Genomic DNA, 19,386 nt, shown 5'->3' with positions numbered 1-19,386 from the left:
AGAACAGCATCGCCTGCCCCATAAATAAAATACAACGGACACACACTAAGGACACATGCTAGCAACCCCAACTCAGAATAGACGCCCATCCACTGAGCTCAGTTAAACTCAAGCCATCTTCCGTTCCCTGCACACACTTTTATGCTTACATCTCTTGGATGTGATTTAGATGATCATCCGCTTACAACAGCCACATTGATTACAATACGGATTCCGGAATCTGCGGCACCGTACAACCTGTACCCTGCATCACATCCAACCGCGCACAAGCTTTGCTGTGAACAACCACTCATCACCATGAGAACCTGTTTCACACCGATCACATACAGCACCCACGTAAAGCGATCCCTCAGCAAGCTTGCTGCAGTACACAATGACTATGAATATAGTCTTTAAAGTCAAAACAACTGATGTTGTAGAGCATTCATCGTCCCCCAAAAACCGTGAAAAATGAGATCCATCACGAATTGACTCAATTTATTAAATTGAGCCGCATATCCTGCGGTGATGCAAAAAAAAATAACCCATTGCAAACACAACTATCACGTGAAACAAATCACCTACTCCCACACAAGCCCCGCATAGTGAACAAATATTCAGGCGGCGACTTTGATATATTCCCTGGAATGACTATGCTATTACGTTTAGTGACTGCACTAACGCTGGGCATTGCAGCCTGTGCCCGTGCACAAGGTGACGACCCACAACTGATGGCTGTTCGCGATGCCATCGCCGCAGCCGAAAATGGTCGCCTCGACCCATCTCAAGCAGCAACTCTGAACAAACATCCGTTATACGGCTGGATCGAATACGCCAATCTACGCCGCAATATCGACACAATCAGCAATGCGCAGGCGCAAAGCTTCCTATCACGTTACGCCGACCAAGCCGTCGCTCAGGCATTCCGCTCAGCATGGCTGCCAATCGTCGTGCGGCGTAAAGACTGGAACACACTGCTAACACATTGGAAGCCGACCCGTACCGTCAGTCTACGTTGTGCCCAACTGGAAGCACGCTATCGTTTAGGCAAAGCAGACACCCAGTGGACCAAAGAAGCACAAGAACTATGGCGCGATGCCGACAAACCAGTGCCTAGCATCTGTGATTCCGTATTCGCCACACTCTCTGCTCAAGGAGGCCTGGATAATGCACTGCGCTGGGCACGCATCGAAGCTGCTGCCGATGCGCAACAACCCGAAGTCATGCGCGCCGCAGCACGCGGCCTGCCAGCCAGTGATCAAACCCTGGCTAACAACTACGCCGCATTTGTCGAAGCGCCAAATCAAGCCCAGGCCGTATCGAATTGGCCCAAGACGGAACGTAGCCAACGCATCGTTATTGACGGATTAGCACGCATGGCCAAAGCTGATCCGAGCGCCGCTGAACGTTCCTTACCCAAGTACACCGATGCCCTTAACTTCAATGAGGCGCAGCGTGGTCAAGTGCTGTACCAAATCGCATTATGGACCGTCGCCTCCTACCAACCAGAATCAGCACGGCGACTGGCAGCAGTACCAGAATCGGCCTACGACGAACGTTTGCACGAATGGCGTACCCGCGAAGCAATGGCACGTGGCGACTGGCAAGCTGCATTAAATGCGATCCGCGAAATGCCACCGACACAGCGTGGCGAGCCCCGCTGGCAATACTTCGAAGCACGCTTGGCCGAAAAGACCGGCGACAGCGTACAGAGCCAAACGCTGTACCGTGCTGCTGCACGCAGTGCGACATTTCATGGTTTCCTTGCAGCAGACCATCTGCAACAACCCTATTCACTCTGCCCGTGGCATCCCAACGATACCCCTGACCACGCCCAGGCCAAAGCCGCTGTTGCACGCACTCCAGCACTGGTACGTGCGATAGCACTGTTCCAGATTGACCGGACAGCTTGGGCCACACTTGAATGGAACAACGCACTCACACGCTTTAATGACAACGAACGCCGACTCGCAGTAGAAGTGGCCAGTGACGCAGAATGGTTCGACCGTGCCGTATTCGCACTTGGTAAGCAGCCTGCCGAGCTACGCATGTACGACCTGCGCTTCCCATTACGCCATGAAACTACGATCCGCAGTGAAGCAACCAAAAACGGATTGGACCCAGCCTGGATCACTGCCGAAATCCGAGCAGAAAGCGTCTTCAACCCACGCGCCCGCTCCCCAGCAAATGCACGTGGTCTGATGCAAGTGCTACCCAGCACAGCAGCAAGCGTCGCCAAACGCATTGGTCTCACAGACTATGTCAACGCCGATAGCCTATACGATGCAGACACAAACATCATTATTGGCAGTGCTTACCTACGCCAACTCCTTGACCAATACAGCCAGACGTATCTGACCATTGCAGCTTACAACGGAGGCCCAGGCTCAGTGCAACGCTGGTTATCACAGCGCCCCAACTATGATCCGGATCTCTGGATCGAAACCATCAACTACAAAGAAACACGCGAATATGTCGCGCGTGTGCTTGCTTTTAGCGTGATCTATGACTGGCGCATCAACGGCGATACACTGCTCCTCACTGATCGTTTACTTGGCAAGTCCACTCACCGACGTAAACAAATCATCTGCCAGTGAGCACGACGCATCCCATAACAACCCAGCCCAGGCCACTTGGCGGCCACTTTTGGGCAGTGTCCCCCCTTCGCACCTCATCGCTGAGATGATGCATGAAGAGCTATCTTGTCGGTGGTGCCGTCCGCGACGCATTACTCGGTCAGCCTGCTGGCGACTGCGACTGGGTCGTCGTTGGTGCCGACCCAGCACACATGAAGAGTTTGGGTTTTAAGCCAGTAGGCCGTGACTTTCCTGTGTTCCTACACCCCAAGACCGGCGAGGAATTCGCACTAGCACGTACCGAGCGCAAAAACGGCCACGGCTACCGCGGCTTTATCGTCAACGCTGACCCAACAGTCACGCTTGAACAAGATCTGCAACGCCGTGACTTCACCATTAATGCGATCGCACGTGACCAAACCAATGGCACATTGATCGACCCCTATGGCGGCGTGAATGATCTTGAGCAACGTGTATTGCGCCATATTAGCCCCGCATTTGCCGAGGACCCGTTGCGCGTGCTGCGTGCAGCACGCTTTATGGCACGGTTGGCACCTTTGGGCTTCAGCATTGCTCCTGAAACGCTGGCAATGATGCGTCAGATGGCTGCAAACGGGGAACTCAACAGCTTGATACCCGAAAGAATATGGAAGGAATTAAGCCGATCACTGACCTACACACAACCAGCGGCCTTCCTCCATACACTACGCACAGTGAATGCACTGGAGGTGGTGTTACCCGAATTAAACGCATTGTATGGAGTACCACAACACGCAGACTATCACCCGGAAATCGACACCGGCCTCCACCAAGAATTGGTCAGCGATATAGCTGCAAAGCTGGCACCAGGGGATATGCTGATCGGCTTCGCAGCGCTATGTCACGACCTCGGAAAAGCCCTGACACCACGCGCAACATGGCCTCATCATCCGATGCACGAACAACGCGGGATGGCACCGACACAACAGCTCAGTGAGCGCCTGAAAGTCCCCCGGAATTACCAGCAACTCGCATTGATCGCCTGCCGCGAACACCTCAACGTACACCGTCTGTCAAAGTTGCATGACAATACCGTATACGAACTGCTGCAACGCTGTGATGCCTTCCGCCGCCCCGAACGGATCGCACAGCTTGCGATCGTTTGCGAAGCCGATTATCGAGGGCGCTATGGACATGAAGATGCTAACTACCCACAAGGACAACATTTATGCCGACTGCACGCCGCAGCGTTGGCAATCAACGCACGTGACCTTAATAGACAAGATTTACACGGTACACAAATCGGCGAAGCGCTGGCTCAAGCACGCATCCGTGCGATCAGCTCAGCTGGTGTCTATGATGGGGGAACGGGAACAAATTTCTGACGTTTGCTACGAAGCATAAAATCAAAACGGCATATTTCAGTTGATTGGCCACATATCGAAGAAACCGGACACAACCACCGATATCTGCCTCGCCGTACCACCTACACGGCTTGCCATCGCAAATAACCGCTCATCAGCGCGCCAGGAAGCTTAGATACGCAAGGTATAAGTCTGCGAGCTGCTCACTAGACGTAATCGTGCTCTTCCAAGTCTCAGCCACGAACCTTCTATCACACGATGCATTCCAATACTTCATTAAGAAGCGAGCAAACAGCCCTACTAGCGATCATGGACAAAGCTACTGCCGCGGGAAATGGAGCGAATTAACACACCACATGTGAGCCTGCATCGCTTGGTCAAATGAATGTTTGACGAACAACCAAACGTGCTGGGCCATCAGCATCATGTGATGGCATGATGACCGTCGGTGTCGATGTTGCGTACTCGGTGATCCTACGAAGTGTATCTTTCGACAGCACAGGATCGAAGGTCACACCGTCTACCTTCCCTGAACGTAGAATATCCTCAGCGTACGTCGCATCCCCAGCAATAAAGATCGACAGATCATCGTTACGAACCAAGACGGAAACATGCCCCTTGACGTGGCCTGGGGTTGGTACAAGCACAATGCGGCCATCACGTGTAATTGGATAGGAAGATGCGAACGGACCGACAGCAGGTCCAGTCAGTTCGATCAACTCTGGCTTCAACCAGATTGGCCAATGCTGAGGCAGACAGCCTGCAACCCTACCAAAGAATCCGCGAGAGGCATCATAGTTCTCCTGCGTCACTATGATACGAGTATGTGGGAAATGATCGAGGCCACCAGCGTGATCATGGTGCATATGGTGTGAGAATAACCGCCTCGACATCACGCAACGAATCGATATTCTTCGCCAATAGCTGCGGGCCGATCTCTTCGTGCAACGCGACCTTGACGATCACTTGCTTAGTGAAAAACGGATTCCAACGTGGCAGATATCCCGGGATAGAGTTGCGCCACGTGTCACCTGTATCCACAAGGAAGCGACCTTCTGGATGTTCAATCAAGAAACAAAAAATGGGCAGCGCTTCGGTCCAGTTTGGATCACGAAAGATATCAAGCTTGCGACCGATACCGCTCTTACTGTCTTGCCCCGCCTGTTGAGCCGTCTTGATGCGGACCGTGCTGGTCTGGAACACGGCGTGACTGTGATCATTATGGCTTCTTCCTTTTTGAAATGAATAAAAATCTATCTATTATAAAGAGTGAATATTCTCATTAACTGGTAATGTCGTACTGTACACCGAATTCATGTATTTCATCAAACCAATCCAACTCAGAAACTACATTTTTCTTTGCATTCATTAACCTCATGCTTTTTTATTTTATTTCCTTATAAAAACATGATCCTCGCTTTATCATTAAATGAAAATCATCCGAAAGAAACATGCAACCACTCCGTACTCAGAACTGCCTTGAACCCGTATGACATCATATATGAACAGAAAAAACTTTTTCATTATCCAGAGAATTCAAAAGGATTTTTATCAAACATCCATAATTTCATAAATTAAAATGGAATAGTTTCAAAAATAAAATCACATCAGAGAAAATAAGTCATCAATATCTAAAATAAAACAATTAAAAATATCAAATTACCCCCACTATTGACAATGGGAATTTAAGAATATAATTAATATATAAACCTACCATACTGAAATATTGGCTGCCTTTATATCAACAAATTCAAGAAACTACATAATGCACCTATCGAAACGAATTAACAGCTTCGAATATTACAATCATGAGTTGAATTCAACACACAAAAGTTTATCCAATGATGAATCAGGCACCATGGACACCTACTGACATTGAATTACTAATTCCAATAAAAATCCGCTAGCCTCAGCCAATGATCAAACATCAGAAACGCGAATAACGCCATCAAATACACGATCGAATAACCAAACGTTTTCATTGCAAATAATTCATCAGGTGGATCAAGCAGACGCCAGGCATACCAAAGAAACACAGCGTCCAACACCAAAGCAGCCCCCAGATAAAATACCCCGCTCATCCCAGTCGCCACCGGCAGCAGCGTTACCACACTCAGAATCACCGTATACAACAAGATCTGACGGGATGTATGTTGCACCCCATGGGTCACCGGCAACATCGGAATGGATGCCTTAGCGTAATCAGCACGGCGAAAGATAGCCAATGCCCAAAAGTGCGGCGGCGTCCACACAAAAATAATGGCTACCAACAATGATGCATTAATCCAATCCGCCGCTGTCGACAACCCCGTGACCGCAGCCCAGCCCAGCATAGGCGGCATCGCGCCGGCCAAACCACCAATCACAATGTTCTGCGACGTCATACGCTTAAGATACACGGTGTAAATCACTGCATACCCAATCAACGAAGTAAACGTCAGCACTGCCGTAATAAGATTGACCCAAAGAGTCAAAATCGTCATCGACAACGTGATCAACACCCCCGCAAAAACCAACACCTGCACAGGGCGTACCTTGCCAACAACCAGCGGACGCCATGAAGTACGTGCCATCTGCGCATCGATTTTGGCATCCAGAAGCTGATTGATTGCCGCCGCGGCCGCCGCCGCCAACCAAATGCCTAAAAATCCAAGTGCCCCACTCTGGATCTGCACAACACTGGGCATACCAGGGATAGCCAGAAACATCCCAACCAAAGCCGTGAACACAATCAATGCCACTACCTTGGGCTTGGTCAGATCCCAATAATCCCGCAACCGAGCCGCCATACTCACTCCGGAGCACGCAGCCGTGCGAGCAAAGAAACTAATACGAAAAGCAATGCCACCGCGCCGCCGTTGTGCATCACCCCCACCACCAGAGGAACCGCCAATTTAACGTTGAGCACACCAAGCATCACTTGTACCACCACCAGAAATGCTAACGCTAACGCCCAAGTCAACATGCCGGGCTCACGAGATAAACGCCACGCCAGCCACACCAGATAGACAGAAGCCACAATCGCCCACAACCGATGCATCATCTGGATGGCAATCCGCGATGCGCCATCAAGTACACCACCCTCATAATCCACACCAATCGTACGGAGCAAAGTGAAGCCCTCAGTGAAGTCGTGCGGCGGCCACCACTCACCCACACAACGCGGGAAATTGTCTACCAACCAAGCGCCCCCCCCACACGCCAGCGCTGCGTAATTAGCACTGACCCATCCCCCCAGTGCAATCTGAAACACCAATATCACCACACCCCAACGCAGCCACCAACGCACCTTAGTGGCATCTACCAAAGTGATCGGCAAGTGAGTCGCCCGCCAAGCCATCCACACCAGCAACGCAAACATCAGCAAACCGCCAAGCAAGTGCCCCATCACGACAATCGGCTTCAGCAATAACGTGACCGTCCACATCCCCAACAATGCTTGGAAAATCACAACTGCCAAAGTCAGGACAGCAGCCCGAGACAAATCTTGGTTATTCCAGCGCAGCGCAGCCAACAGTAGGATCACCTCACCTAACAACGCCGCCGCCATTGCTCCAGCATGCTGACCAGCCATGTACAACTGAATCGACACCACCACCAACACAACCGCACTGAAGATTTGCACGACACTGAACCTACGGCGACGCGCAGCCAACAGAGACAGCACTAATACCTCAACGCCCAACATACCGGCCAAGAAACGATGGACCTGCTCACGCCAGACTTTATGCATCTCCAATGGGCGGATCTGACTGGCAGCATGAGCATTTGCCTCCGCGACCGTCTGCGGCCAAGTGATACGGCCATAGCACGTCGGCCAATCAGGACAACTCATACCAGCATCAGATAAGCGGACAAAACTACCAAACATGATTGTGCTGGCAGTAAACAACGCGGCCAACCAAGCCATACGGTGGAAATGCCGGAACAGTAATGGCCGGACGAATGAATCCATCAGAAAAAACTCACTTCAATGACAACAACATCACTCACACGTACTCCAACCACACACCCTATTATATCCCCCCTCAGCCAAGCTCCTTCCAAAGCTGATGCAATAATCAGGACAAATATCTGGCAGCTATGAAGACCGCGGCCATCCATGCCACCGCTGGCACTCGTACCGCCAAACGGCGATAAATACCGATCGTACTAGAATAGGTGTTTAACAGGCTCTAAGCAGCATAAATACTGCAAGACCACACTCAAACCAAGAAACTGCGGCGAAATGTCGCGCCCCCCCATCACAACAATGCGCAGCAGCGTTCACCTGACTCGAGTTACACCGTACCCGTTGTACTCTGGATCACAGCAACCACCCGCTAAGGCTAACCATGAGCACTCCCAAGCCCTATCACACCACTCCCAGAGTGATTCATCCCCGAAATAACGCACCACTCACATCCACAGACCACCAAGCTTGACAAACTCCGGAACACCCACTGACTGGGCGACATGGCAGTTGACGCGCTAGGCTAACGGACTCAACGCTCACATAGGGATGCCGGCGTGACCCGACCCGATTTGAATGAACGCATACTGTCACTACGCAAACTGCGTCTAGCACAATGCCGCACACGCACACGACGCACAATCGAAAGGCGTAACGGCGTTCGGCTCGAAATCAACGGAAGCTGGCTGGTCGAATTCTGTTCCAACGACTACCTAGGACTCGCGCAACACTTCGAAATCATCGCAGCACTACAGGATGCAGCCGCCCGCAATGGCATCGGTGCCACTGCTTCGCATCTGATCTGCGGCCACCACGCAATACATAAGGCACTGGAATATGAATTAGCCGAATGGTTGGGCTACCCACGCGCATTACTGTTCGGTAGCGGCTTCACCGCCAACCTGGCAGTGCAACAAGCTCTGCTCACCAAAGAAAACGACATCTGCGTTCAAGACCGACTCAACCATGCCAGCCTGATAGATGCTACCCGTCTGGCAGGCTGCCGCCTACGCCGCTACCCGCACCTTGATGTGGATGGAGCGGCACATCAACTCAAGAACGCACCCGAAGGTGCAGCAATGCTAGCAACCGATGGCATCTTTAGCATGGATGGCGACATCGCTCCATTACGCGCCCTCAGCCTGGTCGCACGCACCCAACAAGCACTGATGTATGTCGATGACGCACACGGCATCGGAGTGACCGGACCCCAAGGGCGTGGCTGTATCGCAGCTGCTTGGCTCAGCGTAGAGGAAGTCCCCTTGCAATTAGTGACCCTCAGCAAAGCCCTAGGTGGCTACGGTGCGGCCGTACTCGGCTCTGCCACACTGATCCAACACTTGGCCGAAACCGCACGCCCCTACATATACACCACTGCACTGCCTCCTGCCCAAGCCGCCGCCGCACTGACAGCAATCCGTATTGCACGGCGTGACGAATGGCGCCGCCAGCGCCTACAGGAACTTGTGGAGCGTTTCCGCGAGAATAGCCGCCGTCACGGCCTGGAGATCATGGATTCAGAGACACCTATCCAACCCTTGCAATGTGGAGATGAAACCACAACGATGGCGATGTCCGCGGCATTGGAACGCGAAGGGTTCCTAGTCAACGCAATCCGGCCACCCACCGTACCCGAGGGGAAATCACGGTTGCGAGTGACCTTGTCCGCACTGCATACCACTGAACAAATCGATACATTAGTGCAAGCGCTTGCCCGCTCCCGCGATGCCCTCGCGACCGAAGCCGCACCTGTAAAAGTATAAATACGCGATATCAAGGCAGGGGGGGGGGGCTCCCCCACATCTCAGCGCAAGACAAAAAAGCACGACACTGGCCCCCTGACCATTCAAGCACCTTAGCGCCGATAACTGATCGACCAATAGATCACCCAGATTCCTCCTATCAGCAACACATCTAACAATGTATATCGAAGTTACCGGATATGGTCCGGCACTAGTTTTGATCCACGGATGGGCAATGCACAGCGGTGTATTCGCACCGCTGGTCGAACAACTCAGGCCACACCATACACTCTATTTGGTCGACCTCCCCGGACACGGCTACAACCACACCACTCCCACGCCACTGGCCCTACCGCAGGTGGTTCACGCAATCGCAGCGGCGACCCCTCCAGCAGTGTGGTTGGGCTGGTCACTTGGTGGATTATTCGCACTTCACGCCGCAGCGACCCTGCCCCAAGTACGTGGCCTCATCATGCTGGCCGCTACCCCATGCTTCGTACGGCGTGAAGATTGGCCACACGCCGTTGAAGTGAGCATATTGACCCAATTCGCCCAAGATCTGAAACAAAACTATACAGAGACCATCAACCGCTTTCTTGCACTGGACACACTTGGATCAACACACGCACAAAGCGAACTGCGCCAATTACGGAAAATTTTAAATGCACGCCACACACCCAACACCGCAACACTCCAAGCAGGTCTGGAGCTGCTCGCACATACCGACTTACGTCGCGCCCTGATTGACCTCACACCTCCAAGCCTATGGATCGCCGGGCAACGCGATCGACTGGTTCCCGCTGCGAGCATCCAGGCAGCAACGGTACTGGCACCGAGTGACCAGACCGAATTACTCACCATCACCGGCGGTGGCCACGCCCCGTTCCTCAGTCATGCCAATCAAATGACGGCAGCATTACAGCACTTCATTGCCACTCTCCCCTAACCCCTAAATCACCTCGATTCCAATTTACACATCACGGCCCTCCAACCTGGATGAACTACAGTCGTACCATCGTCCCGCGTCCCCAAAGAGCCACCAAACAATATACGGAAAATACTCCAACCCCTGCACCAGATAAGCAAGCATCAACAAGCGTAGCGGCGTGGCAGTGACGGTGATAAACCACTTTGGATTGATTACTGAGTCCTTATCGGTCAACGACCAGATCACCAACACCACGAACGTGATTACCAAGATGCTAGAAAGCGCAATACAACAGAAACCATCACAGGAACAAGGCCAACCAGATAAAGAGTCTAGGTTTCCCAACAAGGCGCTTGAGTCAACCAATCATTCGTGAATTTTCAATTAGGTCTGAATATGCGGCTTATCTGCACAGCCATTTTTTTTCAAAACTGCTCAACAAGCGACAGCTTTTCTGGGAGTGATCGCCGTTAAAAATGCTCAGGGACTCCCGGTGAGAGGAAAACCGCGATTGTGAAAAATCGGGCCTCTGGAAGTCAAAGTAAAACTATATCTACTGTCGTTGTGAGAACTAAAATTTAACCCAACTATAAAGACGATATACGAGCGGTTATGCTTCCGTGGCAAAGTCAAAATATGTGCCATTAGTGCACTGATGCGAATAATCTCAGAAAAAATAATGGGTATAGGCACAAAAAAGGATGGAGAGAGAAATGAAAACTAAGGAATTGGCTTAACATTTATATGTACTTCAATAATTTTTCTTTAACAGAACATATTAAGGACACACTGCAAGCAATGTTAAACGGAAAGAATCATGACAAATCTAACGAATTGCGAATACGCGTCAGCAAGTGAATCAGTTGGCCTTGATCATCCTCGGACAATTCACGTAAAGCATAGGTGGTAGCACACTCACCATGCTGTTTCAAACGTCGCCACAAATCCTTGCCAGTCTCCGTCATAACGATGTGCAACGCACGCCGATCCTGGGCATGCGGTTCACGACGCACCACACCCATCGCCTCCAATTTATCCAAGAGACGGGTCACAGCGCTAGGCGTTTGATCCAATGCCTGGGCCAATTTGTTGGCCGTGCATGGTGCATGTATTGCGATGACCTTCAGACCTAGATAATGAGTAAACCCAAGATCGGGAAACTCTTGACGCATCTCTTCATCCAACTGACGCACAAGGCCGTCACAGACTTGACGTAACAGCAGGCTAATACCTGGAGATGTAGATGGATCCATAATATACACATTAGTTACAATAAGAAATTATTCAAAATATAAATATTAAACATTCTATAAACGAAAGCAACGACACTCTGGATGAATTGCAACCATGATCGATCAAATCATTTGAATAAATAGCAAATATCGTACCAATCACTTACAGAAACACTGGATTACACACATTTACACGTATTACTCAGGGTACTTCGTCCCCCTTTGCAACATCTCACCAAACTGCCACCTGACCCACAGCGCCTGACGTGACTTGGCTTCCTGGGCCACATACGGATAATCGATACTTGAATCTGAATGAGTGACGCATCAGTACAGCCCGATTCCTTGAATAGAGAACACACTTCCACACAATGACCGATCTGACTCGTCCCTTCTTCCATGGCTTCGAACAGATGCCACTGCGCGAATACGCCGAACGTGCCTATCTTGATTATTCGATGTATGTCGTACTTGATCGCGCACTCCCCTTTATCGGAGACGGTCTCAAGCCGGTACAGCGGCGCATCATCTACGCCATGCACGAATTGCGGCTCAATCCAAAGGCAAAACCCAAGAAGTCTGTACGTGCGGTTGGCGACGTGATCGGTAAGTACCACCCACACGGCGACTTGGCCTGTTACGAAGCACTCGTACTGATGGCACAACCGTTCTCATACCGTTACCCGCTGATCGAAGGGCAAGGCAACTTTGGCTCTTCCGACGACCCAAAATCATTCGCAGCGATGCGCTACACCGAGTCCAAACTCACCCCCATCTCTGAGATCCTACTCAGTGAACTAAGCGAAGGTACAGTGAATTGGATCACCAACTTCGACGGTACCTTGGAAGAACCTGCATGGCTGCCGAGCCGCCTCCCACACCTTTTACTTAACGGCACCACTGGCATCGCGGTCGGCATGGCAACCGACGTACCACCGCACAATCTCAACGAAATCGCCAGTGCGCTGATTCACCTGCTTGACAACCCAAACGCCACTATTGCCGCGCTGTGCCAATACATTCGCGGCCCTGACTACCCAACGGCTGCCGAGATCATCACACCACCCAATGACCTGCAAAATCTCTACGAGACAGGCAATGGCAGCGTGCGTACCCGTGCCACCTACCATAAAGAAGACGGCAACGTAGTGATCACCTCGTTACCTTACCAAGTGTCACCGTCCAAAGTAATCGAACAGATCGCCCAGCAAATTCGTTCCAAAAAGCTACCCTGGTTGGACGGCGAAGGGGTACGCGATGAATCTGACCACAAAAATCCAGTGCGTATCGTGCTGTTCCCACGTTCCCAACGGATTGATGTAGAACAACTCATGGGCCACCTATTCGCAACCACCGATCTAGAAAAAAGCCATCGGGTGAACCTCAACGTGATCGGCCTTGACGGCCGCCCGCAAGTCAAACCTCTGAAACAACTGCTCAGCGAATGGCTCAGTTTCCGCAGCGACACTGTCACCCGCCGTCTCAAGTATCGACTACAAAAAGTTGAGAGTCGCCTACACCTGCTGGAAGGCTTACTGATCGCCTTTCTCAACCTTGACAAGGTGATCCACATCATTCGCAACGAGGACGAACCCAAGCCAGTCCTGATCGCACGCTTTGGTCTGTCAGATGCGCAAACAGAATACATCCTCGACACCAAGCTACGCCAACTCGCGCGCCTTGAAGAAATGGCGATTCGCAGTGAACAAGACGCACTGACTAAAGAACGTGACGAGATCAATGTCATCCTGGATAGCGACGTCCAACTTAAAAAACTAATCAAGGACGAATTATTGGCAGATGCCAAGACGTTCGGCGATGCGCGCCGTGCGCCGCTTGTCGCACGCCAAGCGGCACAGGCCATTGATGAAAGCGAACTGGTCGCTAGCGAACCGATGACCGTGGTGCTCTCGGAGAAAGGCTGGATTCGAGCGGCCAAAGGCCACGACGTCGATCCAAGCGGGATGTTCTACCGTGAAGGTGATCGCCTTTTGGCAGCCGTGCGCACCCGCAGCACCCATCAAGTCTCCTTCCTCGACTCCGAAGGACGTGCCTATTCAACACTGGTGCATACCCTACCCTCGGCACGCGGCAACGGTGAACCACTGACGGGACGCTTTTCGCCCGCCCCTGGTGCTTCATTCCAAGCGATGGCTAGTGCCGACAACGACAAATTATTCGTGTTGGCCTCCTCTCACGGCTACGGTTTCATCACCCGGTTCGAAAATCTCACCGGACGAAACAAAGCCGGCAAAGCCATGATTCATCTCACACCTGGCGCCCAGGTCATGGGACTAGCTCCGCTGACCAACGTGCAACATGACCGCATTGTCGCGGTGACCAGCGCCGGCAACCTGCTAGCCATCGCAGCAAGCGAACTCCCTGAACTAGATAAAGGCAAGGGCAACAAACTGATTGATATTCCAAAAACAAAACTGGCCACTGAACGCCTAGTCGCTGTCATCGCAGTCGCTTCGAGTCACACCCTACTGCTCTATAGCGGCGAACGCACAATGCGCCTTTCATTTAAAGATTTGGAGGCTTACCTTGATACACGCGGTAGCCGCGGCCAACTACTGCCAAGAGGTTGGCATAAAATCGACACACTCGATATCCAGTAACCAACATGGCGGAAGATACACAGCCACACAAAAATGGAACCCTGTAGATGAGGCTAAACTACCCCGTAAAACACCATTGCCAGCTGGTTTGATAGTAAGCAATACAAACATAACAAGCTATACAGGATAGTTCTGAACCGACTACGCATTGAAAATAATTCTTTCTATCTTGGTAATTTATGTAGTGCATCACAATCTGATGCCATGAAAGAAACCGAAAACCACATTTCACTTCGCTTGCTTAAGCGATATCACGGTAGGTAATCAGCAATTCCCCGGGAATCAAGCAGGAAACGCAACTATCTTTAACAACGCCACTGTAGCACTGAAATAAAACGCATTGCGTTAATTTTCGAAGTGATTCGATTGCTCCCTTGCTCCCATGTAAACCCATTTCACTACCAAAGATCAGCCCCCCTCTTTAAAGGGGAATATTGCTAAAGATTGAAAAGCAACAAACAACGAACAAAGGCAATGCCGCATCAACATCGCACCAGATCACATTTGCTTGCCCTACACGTGATTAAGCACGTATGGGAAAGATCCATGAGCAGCTCTGATTCAGTCAATATCAAGGAATGAGCGCAGTTGTTCAGAACGGCTTGGATGACGAAGTTTCCGTAATGCTTTGGCTTCAATCTGGCGAATACGTTCACGAGTGACATCAAATTGTTTACCCACCTCCTCCAGAGTGTGGTCTGTATTCATGTCAATACCGAAACGCATACGCAGAACCTTCGCCTCTCTTGGTGTCAAACCAGCCAACACTTCACGCACTGTTTCCGACAAGTTGACATTGGTTGTGGTATCCACAGGAGACTCAACATTAGGATCCTCAATGAAGTCACCCAGATGAGAATCTTCATCATCTCCGATCGGAGTCTCCATTGAGATTGGCTCTTTAGCAATCTTCATTACCTTACGGATCTTGTCCTCAGGCATGTCCATTTCCTTAGCCAATTCCTCTGGAGTCGCCTCGCGACCAAACTGCTGCAACATTTGACGAGAGATACGGTTAAGTTTGTTGATCGTCTCAATCATATGCACCGGGATACGAATGGTGCGCGCCTGATCGGCAATAGAACGAGTAATTGCCTGACGGATCCACCAAGTCGCGTAGGTGGAGAACTTAAAGCCACGACGGTGTTCAAACTTACACACTGCTTTCATCAAACCGATGTTGCCTTCCTGTATCAAATCCAAGAACTGCAACCCTCGGTTGGTATACTTCTTAGCAATCGATATCACTAAGCGAAGATTAGCTTCAACCATCTCTTTCTTCGCCTTGGATGCTTTTGCTTCACCATAAACCATCATACGGTTAATCTCTTTGATGTCGGCTAACGTCAAAGAATTGACTTTCTCCAAATCAATGGAAGCTTGCTGCTCAGCGGTGATCTGATCTTTGATATCACGCAACGCAGAGGACCATTTCTGCTTGCGCTTAATCGCATCCTCCACCCATTCTAAATTTGTCTGGTTGTTTTCCCAGGAACGGATGAAGTCTTTACGCGGCATTTTGGCTACATTTGTCGCCAAGTGAAGCACTTTGCGCTCATGATCCTTGACAGAATTCACCATATTCTGTAGCTGCTGAACAAGCAAATCGGTCAATGGCAACGACAGTTTGAACGTCACAAAGATCGCAGCCACATCTTCACGCACCTTAATGACTGCTTTGTGCTCAGGGCCATGCTTGGCGTAAAGTTTCTTGAACTTGGCATACTCAGTGGACAGAGATTCGATACGCGAAGCAACTTCGGCAGGATCAGGACCAATCATAGGCGCATCCTCATCATTACCGACACTGTCATCGTCTTCTTCGTCAACCTCAACAATGGACTCGTCAGTAACGTCCACTGAGGAGGTTACGGAGTTATCCTCCTCTATCAAATCATTAAAGCCAACGACAACCTCAGTCAGACGCCGCTTACCTTCTTTATGCAACTCATATTCACTAAGCAGTAATTCCGTAGATAACGGGAAAGCGCCTAAAGCAGCTTGTACCTCGCTCAAGCCTTCTTCAATACGCTTTGCAATTGCTATTTCACCTTCACGGGTTAATAGTTCGACCGTACCCATCTCACGCATGTACATACGTACCGGATCGGTAGTACGTCCTGCTTCGGTATCAAGGGCGCTAAGCGCAGCTGCGGCCTCTTCTGCAGCGGTATCGTCGACTTCCCTGTTCCCAGTGTTTCCTTCGTTAAGCAACAAAGTCTCAGCATCGGGAGCCACTTCATGGACCTCAATGCCCATTCCGTTAATCATCCCAATAATGTCTTCAATTTGATCAGGATCCACCAGATCCTCTGGTAGGTGATCATTGACTTCGGCGTAAGTCAGGTAACCCTGCTCCAACCCCTTGCTGATCAGTTGCTTGATATCGGATTGCTGAGCAGTTCGTTCATTGGACATGATGGGGCTTCGCATTCTCAAAGACTTATACAAGTAAAAGTATTATAACAGTTCAATACCGTTTCTCGTACTTAACAGCAGAGGATTTTTAGCGGCCCTGAAACACCTAATTGAGCGTCAAACCCTGGATTCTCAATTGAAAAATAGATACTTACTTAAAGAGCACTCCAAACACAAACCATCACTAAATTAGCTTCGGTTTATCTGAATTCTCTTACGTCATTGTTTATTTGCCCTGATGATGGTGTTGAAACTTGGTTTCCTGCTCCTATTAACAGAAGACATGAATCACACACCAGTACACCACAGAACGATATGACTGATCGCAACCTAATCTCCAACTCGTGAAGATAGCGTCCTTATAAAATTGCATAAATGAACGCAAACTCCAAAATCCGCTGGTTATATCGGGTCGCATCATTGGTAGGGCACATCCCCTGGCCACTCCTCAAACGACTGTCAGATCTGATCGCTTACTGCTGGCTTTGTTTGAACGCCCGGGAAAGTCGTGTGACACAACGCAATTTGGAACTGACCTATCCAGAACTATCTCCCCAGGAGCACACGCGCCTACATCACCAAATCATTTATTCCACAGTGCGCCAAGCGTTCGAAATGCTACATATCTGGACCCACCCAGAGACAGAAAACTTGGCGCGACTACGTGAATACCACGGCGTAGATTTGTACAGTGCAGCCCTAGCCCGCAACCGAGGGATGATTATCGTTGTCCCCCATTTTGGCAACTGGGAATTACTGAAACAGTACCTGTCCGATCTTGCGCCGCTCACGCTCATGTACCGTCCAGCGAATTCGGCCGTGTTAGATGGCTTTCTACAACGAGTACGTGGTGGCAACAATGTCCATCAAGTTCGTGCAGAAGGGATGGCAGTACGGCATCTTTTCAAAGTGCTCAAAAATGGCGGCACAATCGGAATCCTTCCAGATCAACAACCGAAGATCGGCGAAGGTGTATTTGCACCATTCTTCGGCATCGAAGCATTGACCATGACTCTTATACAGCGTTTAGCGGAACGGACCGGCGCAACCGTGCTATACGCCTGGTGCGAGCGAATTAGTCCTCATCTAGAGTTCGCCTTGCATATGGAACACGCCGACCCAGCGGTGGCGGATCCAGATCCACTGATCGCGGCGACCGCACTTAATGCAGGGATCGAACGTATCGCCAGACGCGACCCAACTCAGTATCAGTGGACTTACAAGCGCTACAGCTTGCGCCCACCGGATAGCGGCGAACACAACCCCTATGAAATAAAACACCAATCACACTCAATAGCGAAAACACTCAAGCATCCTGATTGATGATGCACTTATCAAAGCAAACCCACTGAATTAAATAACAAACGTAGCGTTTGAAACGACTTGATTGCACAAACTGAGCGGAAGATCACCCCGCACAAATCCAGAACAGACTCACCCGTAGAACCTCATAGCCCCTCTTCTGGAACGTGCTCATCCATCATCACTTGATGATGAGAAATCCTCTCACCTCACAGCAACCAGATATCTCGTATCTGACAGACTACTCAACTCCCAGACTCACTAAAAAACACCCCATAATGCCGGGGGATCAAACGCAGCTTCTGCCCCTCAACATATTCATCCGTCGCACTAGACAATTCAATCTCCACCTCATGTGCACTGTGCTCCAAACGCGCACGCACACGCATCCTTGGACCACTACGCTGACTCCACAACACGATGGCTGACCACCCCTCCTGCGCATCCAGCACCAGATCCTCAGGTCGCACGTAAAGATCCACCGCCCCCCACCCCGATAGCTGCGGCGGACAAGACAGTACGATCCCAGCCACCTCCAACCCATCAGCACCAACACAGCCAGGCAATCGATTCACCGCCCCAACAAACGAATACACGAACGGCGAAGAAGGTCGGTTATACACCTCATCCGGACTCGCAACCTGCTCGATCCCACCCTGATTGAGAATCGCAACCCGATCGGCTAACTCCAACGCCTCCTCCTGATCGTGGGTGACAAACACCGTCGTCAATCCAGTCCTATCATGGATCTCACGCAACCAGCGGCGTAAATCACGCCGCACCTGCGCATCCAGCGCACCGAATGGCTCATCCAGCAATAACACCCGCGGCTCGATTGCCAACGCCCGTGCCAGCGCCACGCGCTGACGCTGACCACCAGACAACTGCATTGGATAACGCTGCTCCAAACCATCCAACTGCACCAATGAAAGCAATTCAAACACCCGCGCACTGATTTGCGACTCCGGCCAACGTGCCTTACCACGACGCACACGCAAACCAAAAGCAACGTTCTCATACACACTCATATGCTTAAACAACGCATAGTGCTGAAACACGAAACCGACCCGGCGCGCCTGCACACTCATCGTTGTCGCATCCTCATCACCGAACAGCACGCGCCCTGCATCGGCATGCTCCAACCCAGCAATAATGCGCAGCAACGTCGTCTTACCCGAACCAGACGGTCCGAGCAACGCCAACAATTCACCCTGACGAATATCAAGATCGATACCCGCCAATGCAGTGAAATCCTCAAACTGTTTACGCAGCTCCTGGATTCTGATCCCCATA

At 50.8% G+C, this 19,386-nt stretch carries 14 protein-coding genes; 6 read left to right on the top strand and 8 right to left on the bottom strand.

Going from position 1 to position 19,386, the window contains the following annotated elements; all coding sequences use genetic code 11:
* Nucleotides 1-626 precede the first annotated feature (626 nt).
* Complete coding sequence (locus F7G16_RS03180) at nucleotides 627-2,576, top strand: lytic transglycosylase domain-containing protein (RefSeq protein WP_004090648.1); 1,950 nt, start codon at nucleotides 627-629, stop codon at nucleotides 2,574-2,576.
* Nucleotides 2,577-2,668: 92 nt separating this feature from the next.
* Nucleotides 2,669-3,919 (top strand): multifunctional CCA addition/repair protein, encoded by a 1,251-nt coding sequence (locus tag F7G16_RS03175; RefSeq protein ID WP_004090647.1) that lies wholly within the window; start codon nucleotides 2,669-2,671, stop codon nucleotides 3,917-3,919.
* Between the two features lie 356 nt (nucleotides 3,920-4,275).
* Here F7G16_RS03175 and F7G16_RS03170 read toward each other — a convergent pair whose 3' ends face one another.
* The 4 genes from F7G16_RS03170 to F7G16_RS03160 form a co-directional block, all read right to left on the bottom strand.
* Nucleotides 4,276-4,710, bottom strand: coding sequence for an MBL fold metallo-hydrolase (locus F7G16_RS03170; protein ID WP_256626225.1), 435 nt, complete (start codon nucleotides 4,708-4,710; stop codon nucleotides 4,276-4,278).
* Between the two features lie 43 nt (nucleotides 4,711-4,753).
* Nucleotides 4,754-5,101 (bottom strand): MBL fold metallo-hydrolase, encoded by a 348-nt coding sequence (locus F7G16_RS12490; protein ID WP_256626224.1) that lies wholly within the window; start codon nucleotides 5,099-5,101, stop codon nucleotides 4,754-4,756.
* Between the two features lie 680 nt (nucleotides 5,102-5,781).
* A complete protein-coding gene (cyoE, locus tag F7G16_RS03165) occupies nucleotides 5,782-6,687 on the bottom strand; it encodes a heme o synthase (protein WP_004090646.1) in 906 nt (301 codons plus the stop codon).
* A 2-nt stretch (nucleotides 6,688-6,689) separates the two neighbouring features.
* Nucleotides 6,690-7,853, bottom strand: coding sequence for a COX15/CtaA family protein (locus tag F7G16_RS03160; RefSeq protein ID WP_004090645.1), 1,164 nt, complete (start codon nucleotides 7,851-7,853; stop codon nucleotides 6,690-6,692).
* A gap of 554 nt (nucleotides 7,854-8,407) precedes the next feature.
* On the opposite strand from F7G16_RS03160, the gene bioF reads away from it, so the two are divergent.
* Nucleotides 8,408-9,613 carry an 8-amino-7-oxononanoate synthase gene (gene bioF / locus F7G16_RS03155; protein ID WP_004090644.1) on the top strand — a complete coding sequence of 402 codons (1,206 nt, stop codon included), beginning with the start codon at nucleotides 8,408-8,410 and terminating at the stop codon, nucleotides 9,611-9,613.
* Nucleotides 9,614-9,770: 157 nt separating this feature from the next.
* Entirely contained in the window at nucleotides 9,771-10,538 is a 768-nt protein-coding gene (gene bioH / locus F7G16_RS03150; protein ID WP_004090643.1) for a pimeloyl-ACP methyl ester esterase BioH, read from the top strand.
* A gap of 24 nt (nucleotides 10,539-10,562) precedes the next feature.
* Here the strand turns inward: bioH and F7G16_RS03145 are convergent, their stop codons facing one another.
* Together F7G16_RS03145 and F7G16_RS03140 are read right to left on the bottom strand one after the other, a co-directional pair.
* On the bottom strand, nucleotides 10,563-10,790 hold the full coding sequence (locus F7G16_RS03145; protein WP_174851736.1) for a hypothetical protein: 228 nt from the start codon (nucleotides 10,788-10,790) through the stop codon (nucleotides 10,563-10,565).
* A 545-nt stretch (nucleotides 10,791-11,335) separates the two neighbouring features.
* The gene (locus F7G16_RS03140; RefSeq protein WP_004083857.1) at nucleotides 11,336-11,773 is read right to left on the bottom strand and encodes a MarR family winged helix-turn-helix transcriptional regulator; all 438 of its coding nucleotides are present in this window, start codon (nucleotides 11,771-11,773) and stop codon (nucleotides 11,336-11,338) included.
* 350 nt (nucleotides 11,774-12,123) lie between these two features.
* Between F7G16_RS03140 and parC the strand changes: the two genes are divergently transcribed.
* A complete protein-coding gene (gene parC / locus F7G16_RS03135) occupies nucleotides 12,124-14,373 on the top strand; it encodes a DNA topoisomerase IV subunit A (protein ID WP_004090641.1) in 2,250 nt (749 codons plus the stop codon).
* 561 nt (nucleotides 14,374-14,934) lie between these two features.
* On the opposite strand, the gene rpoD is transcribed toward parC, so the two are convergent.
* Nucleotides 14,935-16,791, bottom strand: a complete 1,857-nt coding sequence (rpoD, locus tag F7G16_RS03130; RefSeq protein WP_014607668.1) for an RNA polymerase sigma factor RpoD — start codon at nucleotides 16,789-16,791, stop codon at nucleotides 14,935-14,937.
* Between the two features lie 375 nt (nucleotides 16,792-17,166).
* Here rpoD and F7G16_RS03125 point away from each other — a divergent pair, with 375 nt between their 5' ends.
* On the top strand, nucleotides 17,167-18,114 hold the full coding sequence (locus F7G16_RS03125; RefSeq protein WP_004090638.1) for a lauroyl acyltransferase: 948 nt from the start codon (nucleotides 17,167-17,169) through the stop codon (nucleotides 18,112-18,114).
* Nucleotides 18,115-18,338: 224 nt separating this feature from the next.
* On the opposite strand, the gene F7G16_RS03120 is transcribed toward F7G16_RS03125, so the two are convergent.
* Nucleotides 18,339-19,385, bottom strand: a complete 1,047-nt coding sequence (locus F7G16_RS03120; RefSeq protein WP_011097711.1) for a sulfate/molybdate ABC transporter ATP-binding protein — start codon at nucleotides 19,383-19,385, stop codon at nucleotides 18,339-18,341.
* Nucleotide 19,386: the final 1 nt, after the last annotated feature.

Origin of the sequence: Xylella fastidiosa (genome assembly GCF_011801475.1) — a bacterium.
GTDB lineage: Bacteria > Pseudomonadota > Gammaproteobacteria > Xanthomonadales > Xanthomonadaceae > Xylella > Xylella fastidiosa.
The sequence above is the reverse complement of the archived record's forward strand: the minus strand, read 5'-3'. Positions and strand labels throughout refer to the sequence as shown.